The organism is Paenibacillus sp. J5C2022, assembly GCF_025567625.1.
Classification (GTDB): Bacteria; Bacillota; Bacilli; order Paenibacillales; family Paenibacillaceae; genus Pristimantibacillus.
The window spans coordinates 98,523-120,538 of sequence record NZ_JAOQJC010000013.1 but is presented as its reverse complement, the minus strand read 5'-3'; the positions used below and the strand labels follow the sequence as shown (position 1 = coordinate 120,538).

At 53.9% G+C, this 22,016-nt stretch carries 19 protein-coding genes; 18 read left to right on the top strand and 1 reads right to left on the bottom strand.

The features are described 5' to 3' along the window. The first annotated feature begins 36 nt into the window (after positions 1-36). Complete coding sequence (locus tag M6D81_RS13040; RefSeq protein WP_262677338.1) at positions 37-1,449, top strand: polysaccharide deacetylase family protein; 1,413 nt, start codon at positions 37-39, stop codon at positions 1,447-1,449. A 181-nt stretch (positions 1,450-1,630) separates the two neighbouring features. Here the strand turns inward: M6D81_RS13040 and ilvD are convergent, their stop codons facing one another. Next, positions 1,631-3,316, bottom strand: a complete 1,686-nt coding sequence (gene ilvD, locus M6D81_RS13035; protein ID WP_262677337.1) for a dihydroxy-acid dehydratase — start codon at positions 3,314-3,316, stop codon at positions 1,631-1,633. 299 nt (positions 3,317-3,615) lie between these two features. Between ilvD and M6D81_RS13030 the strand changes: the two genes are divergently transcribed. The 17 genes from M6D81_RS13030 to M6D81_RS12950 all read left to right on the top strand — a co-directional run bounded on the left by M6D81_RS13030 (position 3,616) and on the right by M6D81_RS12950 (position 22,007). Next, positions 3,616-4,329, top strand: a complete 714-nt coding sequence (locus M6D81_RS13030; protein ID WP_262677336.1) for a response regulator transcription factor — start codon at positions 3,616-3,618, stop codon at positions 4,327-4,329. Continuing rightward, positions 4,319-5,434, top strand: coding sequence for a sensor histidine kinase (locus tag M6D81_RS13025; protein ID WP_262677335.1), 1,116 nt, complete (start codon positions 4,319-4,321; stop codon positions 5,432-5,434). Before M6D81_RS13030 ends, M6D81_RS13025 begins: the two co-directional genes overlap by 11 nt. A gap of 86 nt (positions 5,435-5,520) precedes the next feature. After that, positions 5,521-6,429 carry a D-alanyl-D-alanine carboxypeptidase family protein gene (locus tag M6D81_RS13020; RefSeq protein ID WP_262677334.1) on the top strand — a complete coding sequence of 303 codons (909 nt, stop codon included), beginning with the start codon at positions 5,521-5,523 and terminating at the stop codon, positions 6,427-6,429. Positions 6,430-6,477: 48 nt separating this feature from the next. After that, entirely contained in the window at positions 6,478-6,936 is a 459-nt protein-coding gene (locus M6D81_RS13015) for a MarR family transcriptional regulator (RefSeq protein ID WP_262677333.1), read from the top strand. A gap of 206 nt (positions 6,937-7,142) precedes the next feature. Then, the gene (locus M6D81_RS13010; protein ID WP_262677332.1) at positions 7,143-8,213 is read left to right on the top strand and encodes a BMP family lipoprotein; all 1,071 of its coding nucleotides are present in this window, start codon (positions 7,143-7,145) and stop codon (positions 8,211-8,213) included. Positions 8,214-8,280: 67 nt separating this feature from the next. After that, positions 8,281-9,780: an ABC transporter ATP-binding protein gene (locus tag M6D81_RS13005; protein WP_262677331.1), complete on the top strand. Its 1,500-nt coding sequence runs from the start codon at positions 8,281-8,283 to the stop codon at positions 9,778-9,780. Continuing rightward, positions 9,773-10,846, top strand: coding sequence for an ABC transporter permease (locus M6D81_RS13000; RefSeq protein WP_262677330.1), 1,074 nt, complete (start codon positions 9,773-9,775; stop codon positions 10,844-10,846). The genes M6D81_RS13005 and M6D81_RS13000 overlap by 8 nt, the downstream gene beginning before the upstream one ends. Continuing rightward, on the top strand, positions 10,830-11,753 hold the full coding sequence (locus tag M6D81_RS12995) for an ABC transporter permease (protein WP_262677329.1): 924 nt from the start codon (positions 10,830-10,832) through the stop codon (positions 11,751-11,753). Before M6D81_RS13000 ends, M6D81_RS12995 begins: the two co-directional genes overlap by 17 nt. An 80-nt stretch (positions 11,754-11,833) precedes the next feature. Then, positions 11,834-12,559 (top strand): nucleoside phosphorylase, encoded by a 726-nt coding sequence (locus M6D81_RS12990; RefSeq protein WP_262677328.1) that lies wholly within the window; start codon positions 11,834-11,836, stop codon positions 12,557-12,559. Between the two features lie 392 nt (positions 12,560-12,951). After that, positions 12,952-13,137 (top strand): DMT family transporter, encoded by a 186-nt coding sequence (locus M6D81_RS12985; RefSeq protein WP_262677327.1) that lies wholly within the window; start codon positions 12,952-12,954, stop codon positions 13,135-13,137. An 816-nt stretch (positions 13,138-13,953) separates the two neighbouring features. Continuing rightward, positions 13,954-14,985, top strand: a complete 1,032-nt coding sequence (locus M6D81_RS12980) for a LacI family DNA-binding transcriptional regulator (protein ID WP_262677326.1) — start codon at positions 13,954-13,956, stop codon at positions 14,983-14,985. Next, complete coding sequence (locus M6D81_RS12975) at positions 14,978-15,349, top strand: sensory rhodopsin transducer (RefSeq protein WP_262677325.1); 372 nt, start codon at positions 14,978-14,980, stop codon at positions 15,347-15,349. The genes M6D81_RS12980 and M6D81_RS12975 overlap by 8 nt, the downstream gene beginning before the upstream one ends. 28 nt (positions 15,350-15,377) lie before the next feature. Beyond that, the gene (locus tag M6D81_RS12970; protein ID WP_262677324.1) at positions 15,378-16,424 is read left to right on the top strand and encodes a sugar ABC transporter substrate-binding protein; all 1,047 of its coding nucleotides are present in this window, start codon (positions 15,378-15,380) and stop codon (positions 16,422-16,424) included. Between the two features lie 76 nt (positions 16,425-16,500). Continuing rightward, positions 16,501-18,606, top strand: a complete 2,106-nt coding sequence (locus M6D81_RS12965; RefSeq protein ID WP_262677323.1) for a glycoside hydrolase family 20 zincin-like fold domain-containing protein — start codon at positions 16,501-16,503, stop codon at positions 18,604-18,606. 16 nt (positions 18,607-18,622) lie between these two features. Further along, entirely contained in the window at positions 18,623-19,528 is a 906-nt protein-coding gene (locus M6D81_RS12960; RefSeq protein WP_262677322.1) for a polysaccharide deacetylase family protein, read from the top strand. Beyond that, a complete protein-coding gene (locus tag M6D81_RS12955; RefSeq protein ID WP_262677321.1) occupies positions 19,525-21,021 on the top strand; it encodes a sugar ABC transporter ATP-binding protein in 1,497 nt (498 codons plus the stop codon). The genes M6D81_RS12960 and M6D81_RS12955 overlap by 4 nt, the downstream gene beginning before the upstream one ends. Before the next feature lie 2 nt (positions 21,022-21,023). Then, a complete protein-coding gene (locus M6D81_RS12950; RefSeq protein WP_262677320.1) occupies positions 21,024-22,007 on the top strand; it encodes an ABC transporter permease in 984 nt (327 codons plus the stop codon). Positions 22,008-22,016 lie beyond the last annotated feature (9 nt).

Sequence of the window (22,016 nt, the reverse complement as noted above, 5' to 3'; positions counted from 1 at the left end):
AAATGAAAAAAATCATTTACGGTGGGGAAGACAAACATGGAGAATTTTCTGCTGTGGGTATTTTATGTGATGACATTTTATGCGTTTCTTCCAGGTGTCATAAGCCGTACTTTTGGTTTCCGGGTGTTCAAGCGAGGGAAAGCGGAGAAGGAGATCGCGCTTACCTTCGATGACGGTCCGGATTCAAATTATACGCCACAGCTGCTCGACTTGTTGAAGCGGTACAATGCGAAAGCCACGTTCTTCGTTGTCGGCTCCCATGCGGAGAAGGAGCTCGATCTGCTTCGCAGAATGAAGGATGAAGGGCATGACATCGGTATTCATAACTACGTGCACAAGTCGAACTGGCTCATGCGGCCCAGGACGGTAAAGCGTCAGATTGAGAAGACCAACGCTATTATCGAGACGGCTACCGGAGAACGCTCCAACTACTATCGCCCCCCCTGGGGCATTGTAAACTTATTCGATTATTCCAATCTGGGGTATTTGCAAATTATTCTGTGGTCGTCTCTGTTCGGAGACTGGCGCATTCGGGTCGGCGCGGAGCGGCTGCAGCGAAGAATGATGAAGAAGCTGCGTCCGGGCGAAGTGCTGCTGCTGCACGACTGCGGGAAGACGTTCGGCGCGGATAAGGCTGCCCCGCGCAATATGCTCATTGCGCTGGAGGCCTATCTGGAGCAAGGGACGCAACAGGGCTATTCCTTCGTCAACATCACGCAGATGATCAAGTTGTCTGATGCGAGCCGGAAGCCTTCTCTGATCAAGCGGACGCTCATCTCGCTTTGGCTGCTCTGGGAGAAGGCCTTCCACGCAGCGTTCCGCTTGAAGCAGGTGGGGGAAAGCGATCAGCCATCCTTCCACTATAGGGTGACCACCTATAGCGGCCAGACTGTGGAATTTGCCGAAGGAGGCACGATCGGCAAGGGAGACGCTGTCGCTGAGCTTCACTTCGACAATGGGATGCTGTCGAGAATCGCCGCCCGATACAAGTCGCCACTTGCAGCGGGACTGAGGGTCATTCGTGAAGTAGAGCATGCGCTGCCGCAGCTGGCGATGCAGCTGGCGGAAGATCCCGATGCATCGGACATCAAGGCGGTGTATGGCGTAACGATGATACATCGCGGAGCGGATCGGCTTGGCTTCGAGGTGTTCCGGCTGCCTGACGGCTTGTTCGCTCGTTCCACCAATGTGTACTTGCGGCTGCTTACGAAGGTGCTGACCCCGTCCGATTCCGGCAAGCGTCAGAAGGAGCGCAGCAAGCGGCTTAAGGATGCGTCGTCGCCGCGCATGCTGCTGATGCCGATGCAACGGGTACGGCAATATGCGGCGGCGGGCTTGAGCAATCTGCAGGAGGGGACCGCTGACCTGCTGCGCTCGCCAGTGGATCGAGCGATAGCGGGAGCCGCGGATGAGTCATCGGCTATAGGCTCCAAGACGACGGCATTATAGGTTTATATATAACAGGATCATGGAATGTAAGAGAGGCAGACCGATACGCATCTGATGGCAGGTGCGCGGGCTGCCTCTCTGTGTGCTCTTGTGCAAAAATGAAAGCGTGATCATACCCGTATAGACACAAAGCCCCCGGAATCGCTAGGAGGCAATCCCGAGGGCTCAAGAACTTCATGCTCTACATCTTCATTACGCCGCCAGTGCTGGCGGAGGTGACCAGATGTGCGTAACGCGCCAGGTAGCCGCGCTTGATCTTCAGCTCGAAGCCCGGCCATTCCGCACGGCGCTTCTCGAACTCCTCGTCGCTGATCAGCACATCCATCGTACGGTTGTTCATGTCGATCTCGACAATATCGCCGTCACGCACGAATGCGATTGGTCCGCCCTCGGCCGCTTCAGGCGAAGCATGGCCGATGCTGATGCCGCGGGATGCGCCGGAGAAGCGTCCGTCGGTAATGAGCGCCACCTTGGCGCCAAGTCCCATTCCGACGATCTGCGATGTCGGAGCAAGCATCTCAGGCATGCCCGGACCGCCGCGAGGGCCTTCGTAACGGATGATGACGACGTCGCCTTCCTTAATCTTGCCGTTCGCGATGCCCGCGAGCGCTTCGTCCTGCGAGTCGAAGCAGATGGCAGGACCTTTATGATAGCCGCCGACTGACTTGTCGACAGCTCCTGTCTTGATGATCGCTCCGTTCGGAGCCAGGTTGCCGAACAGCACTGCCAGTCCGCCGCGCTCCGTATGCGGATTGTCGATCGTGCGAACAACGTCGGTGTTCTGAATCTCGCAGCCTTCGACGTTCTCGCGGAGCGTCTTGCCGGTGACGGTAATGCAGTCGCCGTGCAGCGCGCCTTCCTTCTTGAACAGCTCGTGCAGAACGGCGCTTACGCCGCCGGCCTCATGCACGTCTTCGATATGGTAGTCGGATGCCGGCGCGATCTTGGCCAGATGCGGCACGCGCTCCGCTACTTCGTTAATGCGCTCGATGGGATAATCGATGCCCGCTTCATGCGCAATGGCCAGCGTATGAAGCACGGTATTCGTGGAACCGCCCATCGCCATATCCAGAGCGAAGGCGTTGTCGATCGCTTCTTCCGTGACGATGTCGCGTGGCTTGATGCCCAACTCGATAATCTTCATCAGTTGACGTGCTGCTTCCTTGACGAATTCCTTCCGTTCCGGGGATACTGCCAGTATGGTGCCGTTGCCCGGCAACGCAAGCCCCAGACCTTCCGCCAGACAGTTCATGGAGTTGGCCGTGAACATGCCGGAGCAGGAGCCGCAGGTCGGACATCCGAATTGCTCCAGCTCCATCAGCTGATTGTCATCGATCTTGCCGGACTGATAAGCGCCGACGCCTTCGAATACGCTGGAGAGCGAGATGGAGCGTCCGTCGGACGTCTTGCCCGCCTTCATCGGTCCGCCGCTGACCAGCATCGTCGGAATGTTGACGCGCAGGGCACCCAGAATCATGCCGGGAGTAATCTTGTCGCAGTTCGGGATGCACACCATGCCGTCGAACCAGTGAGCGTTAACGACAGTCTCTACGGAGTCTGCAATAATCTCGCGGCTGGCGAGGGAGTAGCGCATGCCGATATGTCCCATCGCGATGCCGTCGTCTACGCCGATCGTGTTGAACTCGAACGGCACGCCGCCGGCTTCGCGAATCGCTTCCTTCACCAGCTTGCCGAATTCCTGGAGATGCACGTGTCCGGGAATGATATCAATGTAAGAGTTGCACACCGCGATGAACGGTTTGTCGAAGTCCTCTTCTTTCACACCGGCTGCACGCAGCAGGCTGCGATGAGGCGCGCGGTCGAAGCCTTTCTTGATCATGTCTGAACGCATTTTCTTAGCCGCCATAAACCTTGTACCTCCTTGAATATAGGAAGCGCTGTCGCGCTCCGGATGCTTTAGCACAGTAATCAAACATATCTATGATTCTATCATACTCGACATAGGTTGGCTATAAAGCAATGCGCATCAGCAGCCGCCATCGGCGTTAGCAGTTGTTGACAAGCCAGGATTGGCCCAATGTTTAAGGAAAGCTTAAAATTGGCTTAAACATTATGAAGTTGGCGGCGGTCCGGTACCATTCCGGTCTTCCGTCATGTATATTTAGCAACATAGGCAATAGAAGTGCAGAGAGGAGTATTCAATATATGGAACGACGAATATTAATTGTGGACGACGAGCGCGAAATCGCCGATCTGATCGGTATCTATTTGAAGAATGAAGGTTACTTCACGGAAATCGCCTCGGACGGCGAAGAAGCGCTTGCCGCTTATGAGCGCCAGCCGGCCGATCTGGTCATTCTGGACATTATGATGCCGAAGCTCGATGGACTGGAGGTATGCCGGCGGCTGAGGCGCGACCAGCATGTTCCGATTCTCATGCTGAGCGCCAAGACGCAGGATATGGACAAGATCATGGGGCTTATGACGGGGGCGGACGATTACATGGCCAAGCCGTTCAATCCACTTGAGCTGCTGGCCCGCGTTCGCTCCTTGCTTCGCAGGTCTTATCAGTATAACAGCGGTCCGTCAGATGGCGGGGAGGAGAAGGAGGGCAAGGAGCGCAAGGAGTTGCAGCTAGGCGCGCTCCGCATCGACAAGCTGAGCCATTCCGCCGACGTGGACGGCAAGCAGCTTCACTTGACCTCAACGGAATTCGGCATTCTGTACCTGCTCGCCTCCCAGCCGGGGAGGGTGTACAGCGCGGAAGAGATTTTCCAGCAAGTATGGAAGGAGAAGTATTTCGAATCCAATAATACGGTCATGGTGCATATCAGCAAGCTGAGAGACAAGCTGGAGCGGGAGCTTGGAGAGAAGCTCATCGTCACGGTATGGGGGGTCGGCTATAAAATTGAAGGATAATATCGTTTCCAGGCTGGTGGTTCGCTCTGCGGTGAATATTGTGCTGAGCGCCATATTGTCCCTTGTCGTCCTCTGGCTAGGCTACTTCATTCTGGATACCTTGTCGAAAACGATGGGCTACTACGGCTACCGAAATATGTTTTCCGATATCATGAGCACGAATTTGGGGCTGATGCTGGCGTTCATCCTGTATTTGGCGGTGGCTCTGCTTCTGTTCTGCTTCCTGCAATGGATGGCGTTCCGTTACTTCGGTGCGATCAACGAGTCCGTACGCCGCGTTGCGGACGGACAGCTGGGCCTGGAATATCAGATCGCAGTGCGGAAGAGAAGTCCATTCGGCTTGCTTGCCGCCAATGTGAACAGACTGTCGCAGCGCCTGTCGCTGGCGCTGGAGGAAGAGCGCCGCGCAGAACAGACGAAGAATGAGCTGATTACGAATGTGTCGCATGACCTGCGAACGCCGCTCACATCGGTGCTGGGTTATCTGGCTCTGATCGAGCAGGACCGATACCGCGACGAGGTGGAGCTGAGGCACTATACGGCGATCGCTTACGAGAAGTCGCAGCGGCTCCATGTCCTCATTAACGATTTGTTCGAATATACGCGCATGAGGCATGACAGTGTGGCCATCAAGATGGAAGTCATTAATTTGGTGGAGTTTCTTGGACAGCTATTGGTACAATACCATCTGCCGCTGCAGGAAGCGGGGCTGGAGGCGAAGCTGGACAGCAGGGAGACGGCCGTTGCGGTCCAGGCGGATACAAGCTTGCTTCTCAGAGTGTTCGAGAATTTGCTGTCGAATGCTATGGTGTACGGCAAAGACGGGAAATTCATTCAACTGGCCGTAAGACGAGAGCAGGGGAACGGGATGGCAGTCGTAGAAGTGATCAACTATGGAGATCCCATTCCTGCGCTGGACCTGCCCCATATTTTCGACCGTTTCTATCGGGGGGACAAGTCGAGGACACAGTGGTCCGGCGGATCGGGACTCGGCCTTGCCATATCGAAGAATATCGTGGAGAAGCACGGCGGTACGATTGAAGCGTTCAGCAATGCGATTGAGACGAAGTTTGTCGTCGCACTTCCCCTCGCAAGAGAAATTTAAGGTTTTTATAAGGATTCGTTAGAGTCTCCTTAAACTCATGTCGCTATACTTGCTTATAGCATCACGAGTTGAAAGGGGATTTTAATGTGACGAGGTACGAGCGAGAGAACAACGGACGATGGAACGCGGTGCAGGCAGGCATGTTCCTGCTGGTTATCTTCTTATTATATACCGGTCTTACATCTATAAGGGCGGAGTCGGGCGAGGCGGTCGTATCCGTGGACGCAAGAGCGGCCGTACTGCTGGACGCCGATACGGGAGAAGTACTGTTCCAGCAAAATGCGGACAAGGCGCTGCCTCCGGCAAGCATGTCGAAGATGATGACGGAGCTGATTGTACTGGATGAAGTGGAGAGTGAATCGATCCGCTGGAGCGACAAAGTGCGGGTAAGTGCATATGCCGCTGCCGTGCCGGGCGCGAGAATGGGACTTCTGCTCGGGGACGAGCTGACGGTAAGGGAGCTGTTCGATGCGATGACCGTTCATTCCGCGAATGACGCCGCAGTCGCGCTCGCCGAGCATATCGCCGGCAGCGAGTCGGCATTCGTGCGGCGCATGAATGAACGGGCTCGCGAGATCGGCTTGTCCGACGATACGCTGTTCGGCAATGCTTCCGGTCTCGGCTCGGAGCATATCACCCATCTTGCGGGCGCATCGGCGGAACGCGATACTGTCATGACGGCAATGGATACAGCTTTGCTCGGCGGCTTCCTGATTGGCAAGTATCCGGAAGTTCTCGTCATCTCCAGCATGCCAAGCGTGAAGGTGTCGACACAATCGCATCCGCTCGCTGCGACCAATCTGATGCTGGCGAACAAGCCGTTCTCCTATCCCGGCAACAACGGTTTGAAGACAGGTTACACGCCAAGCGCAGGCTACTGCTTCACCGGCACAGTCAGCCGCGACGGAAGAAGGGTCATATCCGTTGTGATGGGAGCGGCGTCGGCGGAGAAGCGTTTTGTAGAGACAAAGAAATTATATGAATTGGTTTTTTGAGGAGAATAGATTATACTAATCTGGTCGGATTTCATGATGGAGGGGGCAATGGCGTTGGAAGAAAGCCGCAAGGATAACCGGGCTTTGATGCAGCAGCTGGATGAGACGTTCCGGGAAGTGCGCAAGCTGATCTTATCCGAGTGGAATAAGCAGAATCCGTACGGTCTTGGATTCTCGCACGGCAGGCTGCTGATCATTCTCCACGAGCAAGGGCCGCAGAAGCCGTCCGTGCTGGCGGATTGCCTGACGATGTCAGGCGGCGGGGTTACGGGCATTGCGGATCGGTTAATTGAACTGGGATTCGTCAGCCGCGAGCGGAGCGAGCGGGACAGGCGAATGGTTCTCCTGCAGCTTACAGCTGAAGGAGAAGCGATCGTAGAGCAGATTCATGCGACGAGAGGAGCATTAATGCTCAAGATGTTCAGGGGCATGACACCGTTGGAGATGGAGAAGGCGCTGAAGCTGTTTGTGCTGATGAAGCGCAATCTGGAAAGCACGGATGAGTAGTCGGTGAATTGCTCAATCGTTCGGAATAAAACCGGATCTGATAGAAGTCGAGTGAATAATGTTCGGAAATCGGGGTCTTTTTTTCCATATAATGGACATATTTTGTTACAAAATCGTGAAGTTTATTTTTATTTAATTGATTCATATTTGATTTGTTGTAAAATGAAGTGAAAATATGTCGTATAACAGCATAAGGAGAGATCAGATTGAAAAAGCGGTTTGCCTTACTACTTACTCTTGTATTAATGGTCGGCGTTATTGCGGCATGCGGTTCCAATGCGAACAAAAACAGCGGTTCGAACAATTCGGCCGGAAATGCGGCGGAAAGCAACAATGCAAGCAAAGACTCGGGGGAGTCAGAAAAGAAAAAAATTGCGCTCGTATTGCCTGAGCAAATCGGCGTGAATCCGTTCTATTCGCAAATGGATGAAGGCTTGAAGAAAGCTGGCGAAGAATTCGGACTCGAAGTAAAAACGATAGAATCGACAGATATTGCGGCATTCGAGCAAAACCTTCGCACTACTGTAGCTGAGGATTACGATCTCATTATGACGGCTACCTTCAATGCAGTGGACGCGCTTGGCACGGTTGCTGCGGAAAATCCGGACAAGTCGTTCGCCATTATCGACGATGAGGTCGATCAGCCGAACGTGCGCAGCGTCGTATTCCGCGAATATGAAGCTGCATTCCTGATGGGAGCGGCGGCGGGCCTCTCTACGAAAACCAATAAGGTTGGCGCAGTAGCGGCAATTGACGCGCCGATCATTCACAAGTTCACGAAGTCATTCGGAGCGGGCCTCGCCCATACGAATCCGAATGCGGAATATGAAGTGAATTATGTGAACAGCTTCGTCGATACGGCGAAAGCGAAGGAAATTGCGATCCAGCAGCATGCTTGGGGCGCCGACTTCATCGCCGGAATGGCGGCTGTATCCGATCTGGGCGTGTTCGAAGCGGCGAAGGAGAAAGGCTTCTACACGTCCGGCCAGGATATCGACCGTACAGTGGAAGATCCGGAGCACATCGTGCTGTCCCAGCTGAAATTCACGGATACGGCTGCATACGAGACGGCGAAGGCATTCGCAGCCGGCAGCTTCGAATTCGGCAAGGTGGATTACGGCTTGCTGGAGGAAGGCGTAGGCGTGACGTTCGTCACGCATGAGAGCACTTCTCCGCTTAGCCCGTTCATCGGACAAGACGTGATCGATCAAGTGAAGGCGATCGCGGAAGACATCAAGAGCGGCAAGCTTGAAGTGAAGAATCCGCTTGCCCAGTAGTCTCACATAAAGCGCTGACCGGCTGCTAATTCCTGCAGCCGGTTTGCTTGTTGAAAGGAGCAACGATATGCTGCTGCAAATGGAAAGCATGACGAAATCGTACGGCAGTGTGACTGCCAACCGCAATGTCGACTTCAATCTGCGCAGGGGGGAAATTCATGCGCTCGTCGGCGAGAACGGAGCGGGCAAAACAACGCTGATGCGGATGCTGTACGGGATGGAGACGCCAACGAGCGGCCGCATTGTCGTGAATGGGAAGGCCGTAGCATTCCATAATCCCACAGATGCGATGAAGTGCGGGATCGGCATGGTGCATCAGCACTTCATGCTGTTCCCTTCCTTCACCATCGCGGAGAACATCGTCATCGGCAGAGAACGGGTGAAGGGAATCGCCTTCGACCGCAAAGCCGCCGCCGAGGAGACGGAGAAGCTGTCCAGGCAATACGGCATGCCTGTCGACCCGGGGATGAAGGTCGGGGAATGCTCGCTAGGCATGCAGCAGCGCGTTGAGATATTGAAGGTTCTCCATCAAGGGGCGGAGATTATCATATTGGACGAGCCGACCGGCGTACTGACGCCGCTTGAGGTGAAGGAGCTGCTGATCTCCATCAAGCGCTTGGCTGCGCAGGGCAAGAGCTTCATTCTGATCACCCATAAGCTGGGTGAGATTATGGAGGTGGCCGATCGGATAACCGTGCTGCGCGACGGCGAGGTGACGGGTGTGCTGAACGCCGAGGAGACGGACGAGGAGCAGCTGTCGCGGTTAATGGTCGGACGAGAACTGGTTCAGCTGTCAAGAGGTGCCGCTAATCGCGGCAATCCGGTACTGGAAGTGTCTTCGCTATCGGTTCGCGGCAGCAAGACGAAGCCTCTCCTGGATAACGTCAGCTTCGAAGTGCACGAAGGTGAGATTGTCGGCATTGCCGGCATATCGGGCAACGGGCAGTCGGAGCTGCTGCAGGCGATATCCGGTCTGCTGAAGCCGGATGCAGGAACGGTTCGGCTGCTCGAGCGGGATGTGACGGGAGCGCCCGTCTCCATCGTGCGGGAGGGCGGCCTTGCCCATATTCCGGAGGATCGCTATCTGTGGGGCGTATCGAAGGAAGCGAGTGTGCTGGACAACGGGTTAATGGGACACACGGGCAAGCATCAGAAGCTGGGCGTGCTGCAGGGAGGCCGCATCCGCAAGCTGGTGGCAGGCTGGGTCGACAAGTTCCGGATCAAGACGGGCTCCGTTCATACGAAGGCCCAATACTTGTCCGGCGGCAATCTGCAGAAGCTGATTGTAGCGAGAGAGCTTGCACAGGAGACGCCGTTCCTGATTGCGGCGGAGCCGACCAGGGGCGTCGATGTCGGCGCGATGGAGATTATTCACGGCGAGCTGCTGGCGAGAAGGGACAAGCGAGGAGCGATCCTGCTCGTATCGTCGGAATTGACGGAGGTACTGAAGCTGTCGGACCGTATACTCGTCATGTATGAAGGACGGATTGTGGGCGAGATGATGGCTGGTACAGCTACGGAGGAGAGGATTAGTTTGTTAATGGCGGGAGGAAAAGCGGTTGGATAAGCTGTCGGAAATATTGAAGTCGCTGCTGCAGCCCCTTGTTGCCATCCTCATCGGCCTCGCGGTAGGCGCCATTGCCATCCTTATCGTAGGCGGCTCTGTGACGGAGACTTATGCGGAGATGTGGAAGGGCGCATTCGGCAATTTTTACTTCTTCACCAATACGCTTGCCAGGGCGACCCCGATCATATTGATCGGACTTGGCGTAGCGCTTGCATTCCGGGCAGGATTCTTCAATCTCGGCTCGGAGGGTCAGATGGTCATGGGCGCACTGTCCGCGGCACTGACTGCGATCTACCTGCCGGGACCGGGCTGGATGAAGCTGGTTGCGGCATTGCTGGCGGGTATGATCGCCGCCGGCCTGTGGTCCGCATTCGCCGGCTGGCTGGATGCCCGGTTCGGTATGAACCTGATTATGACGACGCTATTGCTTAATTATATCGCAATCTTGTTCGCGGGTTATCTGGTAGCCTTCCCGCTGAAGGACCGCTCCGGCTCCGCCGCGATGTCCCAGACGGTGAAGATCGACAGCGCCGCATGGCTGCCGAAGCTGTTCCAGGGCATGACGCTGCATGCCGGATTCCTTATTGCGCTGTGCGCAACAATTCTGCTGGCGCTGTTCATCCGTTATACCGTGAAGGGATATGAGATCCGGATGATGGGCGGCAATCCGCTGTTCGCATCGTACGGCGGCGTCGATCGCGGACGTCTGATGATGATCAGCATGTTCGCCAGCGGAGCATTGGCCGGTCTCGCTGGGGCCGTGGAAGTGCTGGGCACGCAGTACCGTTATCTGGACGGTGCGTTGACCACCCCGGGCTATGCATGGTCCGGCATTATGGCGACGCTGCTGGCCAGCTCCAATCCGATCGGTACCGCCCTGGCGGCCATTCTGCTTGCGGCTCTTCAGACAGGCGGAATGGGGATGGAGCGCAACACAGATGTGCCGCTGGAGGTGTCAAGCATCATTCAAGCGGTGCTGATCTTGTTCGTATCGGCGAAAATCACGTATTCCTTTATCACATTCAAACGAAAGAAAGCGGGGGCGAAGAATGGATCAGCTGCTTGACGTTTCGTTATTCGCTTCGGCGCTTCGCATGATAACGCCGATATTGCTGGCTGCGCTGGGAGGCGCGCTGTGCGCCCGGGTCGGCTTGTTCAATGTCGGTCTGGAAGGAATGATGCTGGTCGGCGCATTCTCCGGCATCGTGGGCAATCATATGACTGGAAATATATGGGCAGCAGTGCTCTTTGCCGTAATGTGCACGATGATGTACGCTCTCTTATTCGGCTATATGAGCATCCACTTGAAGGCTAATGTCATCGTGGTCGGCATATCGCTGAACTTTCTGGCGCTGGGTCTGACGACCTTCGCACTGCGCGCCATATTCGATGTGAAGGGCGCCTATACGAACAGTCAGATGACAGGTCTGCCCAAGCTCCAGATTCCGCTGCTGAAGGATATTCCGTGGCTTGGTGACGTGTTGTCCGGCCACACTGCACTTGTCTATCTGTCGATCTTCATTGTAATCGGCCTGCAATATTATCTGTTCAGAACGGTAGGCGGCTTCCGCTTGCTGGCAGCGGGCGAGAATCCTACTGCGGCCAGAAGTCTGGGCATCGGCGTCGCAGCGATTCAATACAAGGCGGTGCTGCTGTGCGGCGCGCTGTGCGGCTTGGCGGGAGCTCAGCTGTCGCTGGGCAACGTCACGATGTTCTCGGAAGGAATGACGGCGGGCCGCGGCTTCATCGCGCTGGTCGCTACGATGCTGGGACAATCCAATCCGATCGGCGTCGCCGCTTCCAGCGTTCTGTTCGGATTCATGGACGCGCTGAGCATTCGTCTGCAGGGGTTGGCATTGCCGACACATTTCACATCCATGCTGCCATATGTCGTCACGCTAGTGGCGTTGTTCTTCTTCAAGGACAAAGGCTACATGCAGGAGGCGCGCAAGTCGAGCGGAAGCTCGCGTTAGGCGCAGACTGACGGAACGTAAAGGGAGCTAGCCCGGTAGTCGAATATTTCAGCGTATAACATAAAAGGAGCGGATCATACATGTATTTGCCAATATTACAGGTGCAATCGGAGGAGCTTCCGGCCTGTGCGATCGTCTGCGGCGACCCCAGGCGCGCAGCCGCGATCGCGGAGAAGCTGATGGACGCCAAGGAGTTGGCGTTCGCCAGGGAATATCGGACCTTCGTCGGGGAGTACGACGGGGTGAAGCTTGCCGTCGTCAGCCATGGCGTAGGCTCGCCGGGTGCGGCCGTATGCTTCGAGGAGCTGATCAAGGGCGGCGTGAAGACGCTGATCCGCGTCGGTACGGCAGGCTCCTATTCCGCGGAGCATCCTGCGGGCAGCCTGATTGTGAGCACGGCGGCCGTAAGGGCGGAAGGCCTTACCTCCCAGCTTGTGCCAAGCGGATTCCCCGCAGTGGCGGACAGCGATGTGACGTCGGCGCTGTATGAATCGGCACTGGCTGGCGGAGGTGTCGTACAGAAGGGCATTACTGTAACGCTCGATGCATTCTTCAGCGGAGTGGTAGACATTCCGCATAAGCAGTATAAAGCGGCTGGCGCGCTTGCGGTTGAGATGGAGATTGCGGCGCTCTATATCGTGGCGACGATCAGAGGGGCGCGGGCAGGTGCGATCGTGGCGATTGACGGATTCGCGGACGCCGACCTTGCGGCGGAGTATGATCCACATACCGACGCCGTCTCCAACGCGGTGGAGCGCGAGATCGATGCGGCGCTCGGCGCGATGGCGAAGCTGGCGCGCGCTTAGCGGTTCAGGAACAGGATGGAAGCCGGGAATGGCGGTGCAAGGGGGATTATCCCAGCAGCGCCATTCCTGTTTTTTTGCATTATTATTTATAAGTTCCGGGGTCCCCGCAATGTACCCCTGTAAGCTTCGAAGTAGAGCCCCACTTTGTGGGGTTATTTTCTCCCCTTAAGAATATCTTAAGAGATCCCTCGCGGCGGAAGTGCTATAGTTAGTGAGATTTTCACAGACTATTGAAAGGGGTGGTTCGCATGAGAAATCTCACAGACTACGGCATATTGTTGGGCAATATAATCCTGCTGGTCCTGGGCCAAACCTTCTTCAAGCTGGGACTTCAAAAAGCAGGAGGGCTTGTTTGGGATAAATGAGCGACCTCGAATTACATTTATGGAGGATTGGCGCTGTACGGTACGGCGACGGTGTTATGGTTTGTCGTTCTGTCAAGATTACCCTTAAGCATAGCTTATCCGCTTCAAAGTGTAGCCTATGTCCTCGCCATGCTTGTGGACGGGCCGGTCTTCGGAGAGACCGTTACGCTTACGCTGGGCAGGGATCGCCATTATTCTGATTGGCGTCTATGACATTTCCAGATCATGAGGAGGGTCAGTACGCAATGGGAAAGCCGTTCGGGCAGCCGCAGGCAGCTGCAGCCGGGAGGTTAGAGTAACTATAGTGTATGTGGCATACGCTCGAGGGCGAGAAAGGCTGGTTTGAGCAGCTGTAGTGTATGTGGCATACGCACGAAGGCGGGAAAGGCTGGTTTGAGCAGCTGTAGTGTATGTGGCATACGCTCGAGGGCGAGAAGGTTAGTTTGAGCAGCTGTAGTGTATGTGGCATACGCACGAAGGCGGGAAAGGCTGGTTTGAGCAGCTGTAGTGTATGTGGCATACGCTCGAGGGCGAGAAAGGCTGGTTTGAGCAGCTGTAGTGTATGTGGCATACGCTCGAGGGCGAGAAAGGCTGGTTTGAGCAGCTGTAGTGTATGTGGCATACGCTCGAGGACGGGAAAGGTTAGTTTGAGCAGCTGTAGTGTATGTGGCATACGCACGAAGGCGGGGAATGAATCATTCACTGCATCGCCGAAAAGAGGGGCTAGCCGGAGGAGAGTAGTAAAAGGACGCCGTCAGGCGTTTTTCGTGCCTATTGTCTCCCCGCAATAAAAATGTATTGACAGACAATTCGATAATCTTGTACTATATGAGTGAGAAAACGTTTGCTCGATTGAAGTGGAGTAACTTGTTCAGACATGTTGTGTTTTTTGTTTATTTGGGAATGAAAGCGCAGTAATTGATTGGAAAATGTAAAAAAGTCGCGATTTATATTGTGTAACACACTCCGTAATGACGGTTTTTTTTATCACATGTGAGAGAACGTTTGCGCAAAAAGGAAGGGATTCTATTGTCAGTTCAGTTAAAGGATATTGCCAAGCATCTTAACATTTCGATTTCCACCGTATCCAGAGTCATTAATGGTACAGGAAGGGTGAGTGCGGAGACGAGGGAGCGCATACTGAAGGCGATTAAGGAATTCGGCTATCAGCCCAATGAAATTGCCCGAAGCCTGAAGCGGAAAAGCGCGCATACGCTGGGCGTAATCGTTCCTGATCTGTCCAACAGCTTCTATGGAAATGTGATGAAAGGGGTGGAGAAGGTTGCGAGCGAGAATGAGCATACCGTTATCGTGTGCAATAGCGGTGAAGATATCGGCAAGGAAGAGGAGTATGTGCAGCTGCTGCTTCAGAAACAAGTAACGGGACTGGTGATCGCCACCGTCGGCGCCAATATGGAGTTGTTCGATCAGTACAAAAATTCCGGTATTCCGATCGTGTTCATTGACAATATGCCGCAGATGAAGGAAAACTTCGATGTTGTGACGATTGACAATGCGAAGGCCAGCTATGATCTTACGGAACATCTGATAAGGCAAGGCCATGAGAAACTGGCCATTATTACAGGACCGCAGAATCAATCAACGGCGGAAGAACGGTTGCAAGGATTCCGCAGCTGCATGGAACAGAATGGCCGGCTCGTACGCGAGCATTGGATTGGCGTAGGAGAGTTCAAGCGGGAAAGCGGCTATAGCATTATGAAGAGCTGGCTGGAGCAGGATGAAATTCCTACCGCCGTGTTTGCCGCCAATGACTTCCTCTTGTACGGAGCGATCAAGGCAATCATAGAGAAGGGCCTCAAGATTCCGCAAGATATTGCCTGTGTATGTTTCGACGCCAACGATGAGACCGGGCTGCTCCGGCCGCAAATTACTTCCATCATTCAGCCAGCGGAAAAAATAGGTTCTATAGCAGCGGACATCATCATGCGGCGCGAGAAAAACAAGGATTTGAAAATGTTCCAGAAAGTCGTGCTGGAACCGACGTTGATCATTAATGAGTCAAGCCTGATCCGGAAAGGGGATCGTAATCGCGATGAATGAACATAACGGCAAGCTGCAGTGGGTATTTCCGGACTGTGAGTTGCCCCCGCCGGGCGACTCCTTGTTGAAGGGACATGAATCGATTATTGTCCTGAATATGAATAACGCCCCCGCATCCATAGAGATGAAGTTGTATTTTGCGGACAGGGAGCCCGTTAGCTTGCTGCCGGCCATCGTAGAGGCGGAAAGAGTGCGTTGCTTCCGTCTCGATCATGCTCAGGACATGGGAGGATATGTTATTCCGAAGGAGACGCAGTATGCCGTTAAGCTGACCAGCAGCGTTCCCGTCGTTGTGCAATATGGAAGACTGGATACACGGCAGCAGGATATGGCATTCTACACCACCATGGGTTTAAGTGTTTAACAACAATGAGAGCATAGGGGGAAATGAAATGAAGAAGGGTTGGGTTAAGTTATTCACTGCAGCATTGCTCGTATCTACGGTGTTGGCAGGCTGTTCCGCAGGCGGTAATGCGAATGAAGCGAACGGCTCACTACAAAATGAAAGCGTAACCAAGGACGGCGACGAAATGGTAATAGGCGGAGCCATCATGAATCTGGGCTGGCCATGGTATCAAGGCACGATTGACGGAATGAAAAATTATGTCGAGAAATCCGGCAAAAACATTAAGCTTCAGTTCGAGGATGGCAAGTTCGATATCAATACCCAAATTACACAGCTTGAGAATATGGTTCAGCTCGGGGCGAAAGGCGTTGTCGTATTTCCGGTCGACGGGAAAGCCATCATTCCTACTATGGTCAAGCTGAAGGAACAGGGCGTAAAAGTCGTGGTTGGCGATTATCCGCAATCGCCGGACAATCCGGAAGATGCCGTCTGGGAAACGTTTGTCGGTCACGATTTTAAAGAAATGGGAATCGCGGCCGGCGAGATTGCGGTGAACTACTTGAAAACCTTGAATAAAAGTAATCCGACCGTGGCGTACTTGTCCGTACCCGCGTCAGGTCAGGCGTCCGTTGATCGATTCGAAGGCTTCTCAAGCACGGTTAAAGCTGCATTCCCCAATGCGGAAGTCATAGAAGAAGGAGATCCTAAGGGAGACCGCAACTCTGCACAGACGTTATTCGAAAATGTGATGCAGCGGAACAAAAACATTGATGTCGTCAGCGGTCATAACGATGCACTGGTGTTAGGCGCCTACAACGGCGCTGTCGGAGCGAACCGGGACAAGGAAATCAAGTTTATCGGAATGGCAGGCGATAAGGAAGTATTGCAATTCATTCAAGACGGGAATGCTTCTTGGCTTGGCGAAGTGCTTCAAGACCCTGTCATCCTGGGCGAGGTAGCGTTAGAAGCATTGATGGCGGCGCTGGAGGGCGAGCAATTGGAGGATGTTACGCCGTTGCCGAAGCCTGAGGTTATTACTCCCGAGAATATTGACGACTACGATTGGCAGAATTGGTCTTGGCTGGGCAATTAGTCGGGAAGCGTCAAAGAACAGCGTGAGGGGGCCATTACACGGCCCTTCTCCAAGAAATCGACAAGGAGGCACAACGATGCACGCATTACTCCCTGAACCAAAGCGCTATGAAATAGGTCAAAATCTGTCCATTCCGTTCGAAGGAATCAGCCTTATGACAACCGGCTTAGACGGAATAAGCTTCGATCCGCTGGAACTCGCCAAAATGAAGCTGTGGGACTATCCCAATATAACTGTACAAATGAATGTCACAGCCCCCGGCTTGCTCCCTCTCATCCTGACCGACAGATTGCCGGAGGATGCGGAGACGGACAATACGGAGCTGTTCGTGAAGCAGGGATATACGCTGCGGACGGAATCATCCGAAGTAAAGTTGGCTTTCGCCCATCGTGACGGCTATGTCAACGCATTGTCTACCTTCAAGCAATTGCTGCAGAGACAGGAAGAGGGGCGTTATGCCGTTCCCGCTGCAAGCATTGTTGACTGGCCTTCCATTGAGAAGCGTTCTGTATCGAACACATTCGCCTGGTATGCAGGCTACGGACGGATAGGTTTCGATATGCAGCTATGGGGCTATGACGAATGGATTCAATATTTGAACATATGCTCCGACCAGAAGATTAATCAATTCAATATGTGCATGTACGGATACTGGCCATTCCGGTTCGATGAGTATCCGGAGACGATGCTGCACAATTACAAGATGAACGTGTGGAATGAAGAGAGCGGCAACTGGATTGAGATTGCATATACCCACCCCAATATTGCCAACGAATTTCTGTCAAGGTTATTCGATTACGGACATAAGCTGGGCATCGATTTCTTCGCCTACATCGGCCTGAATAGCTACAATGGCGGCTATCCAAGCCTGTATAAGGACAGGAGGATGGTTCTGCCGGAGGATGGCGGGTTCGTGAACGACTTCGATACGTTATGCCTGAGCAATCCGGACAATCTCGCTTACCTGAAAGCGGCGGTTCGCCGGGTTGTGAAGCTTGGCTTTGACGGCATCGACTTCGAAGAAAGCGAGGAGTCCTACTGGTTCTGCAACTGCAAGGCTTGCAAGGAGAACTTCATGCTGAACCGCACGCCTGCGGAAGCGAAGCATAAGGCCAACTTCTGGCTGCTGAATACGCTTTATGATGAAATTAAGGCTGAGAATCCGGATTGCGTCGTCGGCATCCGCGCCTGGAGAGAGCCGCCGCTGGAGAAGGATCTGGCTTACTTGCAGGACTGCGTGAACAGCATTCCGAAGGACGTTGTGCTTTTCTGGGCGCCGGGCTTATATGTATCCGATGATGAATTTCCGAAGTGGATTGAAGTGTTCGGCAAGGATCGCATATGGGCTCGGGATACGGAAGCCAATGCCGTCGCTTCGACGATGGGAAGACTGATGCGTATATTCAAAACCAATGTGATTCGCGCGGATGAGGAGACGAACCACCAATATATCGAAAAGGATATCGATATGCATATCGATTCTGCGGAGCGCGGCGTGAAGGGCATCAACGGCTACATGTTCGAATGGTACGGCTATTTCCTCAATTTGAATGCCCACGCCTATTATGGCTGGGGCGGCGACAAGCCGCACGAGCAATTCTACCGCTATGCCGTGGAAGCCGTATTCGGATCAGAACTGGCGGATGATATTCTGGACGTGCTGCAAAATATGCTGACGATACACGAGAGCCAGTTGAACATCTTCCCGACAGAGTTCCCGTTCCTGCGCAATAAAGTGAATGAGGGGGACATCCCGGTTATTGAGGCGGCGATCGCAAGCTGGCCGGCATTAGGGGAGAAGATTGATAGAGTGAGAAGTGCAATCCGGGACGATGAACAGCTTTGCGTCTATATGAAGCATTTCGACAAAATCAAAAATGCGCATGAGCGCAACAGAATGATCTATGACCTGGCGTTGGCGTCCATCGCTTATGACCAAGCCGTCGATCCCGATCAGAAGAGAGCGCTGCTCTTGCGGATGGACGCGCTGAATGAACAGGATTTCGCTTTGGTGAAGCGGGTCTACTTCGATGTGAATCCCGTCTCGGAGACGGGAACGCCGTCCTGTATGTATCCTTACCATGAGTTGAAGCGGGTTATTCATAATGAGCTGGACCCTGACAATCGCGATGACAGGCAGATCTTCCTGGGCGTGGAAGCGCTCGGTTGGCTGTGGCTGTAAGAAGGAGAGGATTGCTATGCGTGACAATATTCATGTGATATTTGGCTTCGATATGGAGACGGATGTCGGGAGCTTCACCCCTTATTACGACGGGGTGAGGAACGGCACGCCTCCTCTCATCGAGTTGTTCGACAAGAAGGGGATTAAGGGGACGTTCTATTATACCGGCGACGCGGCGCGCAGAAATCCGGAGAGCGTCGAGCTTGTGAAGGAAAGCGGCAATGAGGTCGGCTGCCACTCCCTGTTCCACGAGACGGTAGGGGATGAGCTATTCCCCATTCCCGGCGTCGTGCCGCTGCTGCCTGAGGAAGTACCTTTCCGCATCGGGAAGGCGACGGAATGGGTCGAACAGGTGCTGGGGCATCAGCCTGTATCGTTCCGTGCTCCCCGTCTGTGGGGATCGACTGCGCTCCTGAACGCACTGGAAGGATTGAACTATGTATCGGATGCCTCTTATCCTATGTACTTCTATAGAGAGCGTTACGCACCCTATAACCCCAGCAGCGATAACTGGACGAAGGAAGGGGATATGAAGATCGTTGAAATTCCCAACTTCGCCGATATGGCAATGGTCAGCAAAGACCCCGGCCTGGAACGCGATCGGGATCAGTGGCCGTTATTTCGGACGCAAGGAGCCGATGCGCTGATGAAGCATATTGACGGATTCCTCCGATTCCTGAAGGAAAGGCAGCTTCCCATGGTGCTTTGCTTCTACTTCCACCCTTGGGAGTTCGTTCCTATTCAGGAAAGCTACCATTACGGGGAAGCAACGGTAATACCCGATCGCTTCCTGACGCTTGGCTGCGGAGACAAGGCGATGCGCGAATTCTCGATCCTGATTGACCGGCTGAAGGACAGGGGTTCGACGTTCCATCGCGCGGATGAATTCGCAGCTTCCTGGAATAAGGGGACTATCCGATGAATGCGGGAGTGACACCGATCATCGAGCTGCGGGACGTGTCCAAATCATTCCCCGGCGTCAAGGCGTTGGACCATGTGTCCTTCAGCCTGAAGCCGGGAGAGTGCAGGGCGCTGGTCGGCGAGAATGGAGCCGGCAAGTCGACGCTGGCCAAAATCATTATCGGGCACTATACGCCTTCCGAAGGCGCGTTGTATGTGGATGGCGCGAATGTCAGCGAGAAGGGAGGGTATCATGTTCGCAGCTCGCAGCAGATGGGCATTGCCGTCGTACATCAGGAGCTGCAGCTGATTCCGGAGATGAATGGGCTTGAAAACTTGTTTATCGGCAATTACGAGAAGAAGTTTGGTCTCGTCAGCCGGAAGGCAATGCTTCGCAAAGGAGAGGAGCTTCTTTCCTTTCTGGGAGCGGAGGTGGATCTGACGGTGCCGGTCAAGGAGCTTCGAATGGCGGAAAAGCAGATTATTCAGCTGGCTAAAGCAGTCTCCATGCAGGCGAAGATGATTATTATGGATGAGCTGACAGCTGTATTGCAGGAGAAGGAAATTGAGAACATTTACCGCATTATTCGCATTTTGAAACAACGCGGCATAGGCATTATTTATATCTCCCACCGGCTGGATGAAATTTTCGAGGTATGCGATACGTATACGGTGCTCTGCGATGGGCGGCTGATCCATTCCGGCGAAGTCGGAGATGTGAACAAGGACGAGCTGATTGCCATGATTATCGGCAGGGAAATGACGCAAATATTCCCTCCGCTTAACGAACGGATCGGCGATCCCATATTGGAGTTGAAAGGGCTTACGTCAGAGAAGGCGTTCCGCAATATCGATATGACGGTGAGAACCGGAGAAGTGGTAGGCATTGCCGGTCTGGTCGGAGCAGGCAAGACGGAGCTGCTGAACGCCATATTCGGCAATTACAAGATTACGGATGGAGAGATCATCTGGAAAGGGGAGAAGGTGTCGTTCAAGTCGCCGTCGGCAGCGATCCGCAAGGGCATAGGTCTCGTCCCTGATGAGCGGAAGCAGCTTGGTCTGGTTATGAATTTCAATGTTGTCCATAATATTACGCTTCCATCCCTGAAGCGCTTCGAGAAAGTGACGATGCAGCACGGCCGAGAGCGTGAAGAAGCGAATGGGGTGGCGAAGCGGATGCGCGTGAAGGCAACGCCTCAGCAATCCGTAGTGAAGCTGAGCGGCGGCAATCAGCAGAAGATTGTCATCTCCAAGTGGGTGCTTGCCGATTCGGAGCTGTTCCTCTTCGATGAGCCGACCCGCGGCATCGATGTCGGCGCCAAGGCGGAAATTTACAAGCTTATTCACGATCTGACGGCCAAGGGGAAATCTGTCGTCATTGTTTCTCCCGAGCTGGAGGAGCTGCTTGGATTGTGCCACAGCATTTACGTGATGTTCGAAGGTGAGTTCCAGACTTGTGTATCGGGTGAAGACAAAACGCAAAGCAACATTATCAGCAAGTTGTTGGGGGTATGACAATGGAAGCAATGGGAGCTACGGAGAAGCGAGGCAGGAGTCTTGCGCCGAATGAATCCGTTACCTTGTTTATGAAGGAGTGGGCCATCCTATTCATTTTCATCGGTTTGTTTGCGGCTTGCTCCATCTTCGTTGACGGATTTTTCGACAGCAACAATATTATCAACATTGTGAGGCAGATCTCTTTTCTCGCCATCATAGCGCTGGGGCAGTTCTTCGTTGTCCTGATTGGCGGCATTGATATGTCGGCAGGCTCTTCTATCGGATTTACAAGCGTGCTGCTGGCGGGACTGGTGCATTGGAATGACGTGCCCATCGTACTTGCCGTTGTGATCGTATTGGGCGCTTCGATCGCAGTGGGCTTCGTTAACGGCTTGCTGGCCGTCTACGGGAAGATTCCGGCATTTATCGCGACACTGGTGACGATGATCGTGCTGAAAGGCGTCAATTATTTGTACAGCAACAGCATTCCGATCTCCGGCTTGCCGTCGGGCTTCAAGGTGCTCGGCGCGGGTTACGTCGGTCCAATCCCTGTGCCGGTTATTATTCTGATCGTTATCGCGGCGGTTCTGTATGTGTTCACGATGCATACGGCAACGGGCAGAAGTATTTATGCCGTCGGAGGCAATGAGGAAGCCAGCCGGCTGTCTGGCATCAATACGAATAGAATCAAGATGATCTCCTTTCTATTGGGAAGCTTCCTGACGGCGATCGGCGCCATTCTTATTACATCCAGAACGATGGCGGGCCAACCGACGATTGGGGAAAATATGTTGTTCGACGTCATTACCGTCGTCGTGCTGGGCGGTACTTCCCTCTCAGGCGGCAGGGGAAAAGTGATCGGCGTCGTTATCGCGGCACTTATTCTCGGCATTATCGATAACGCCATGGTGCTGCTCGGCATCGGTTCATACTGGCAATGGATTATTAAAGGGCTTATTCTGGCAATTGTCGTTCTGATCGACGCAAAAACGAAAAAAGAGTAGGGAGAGATA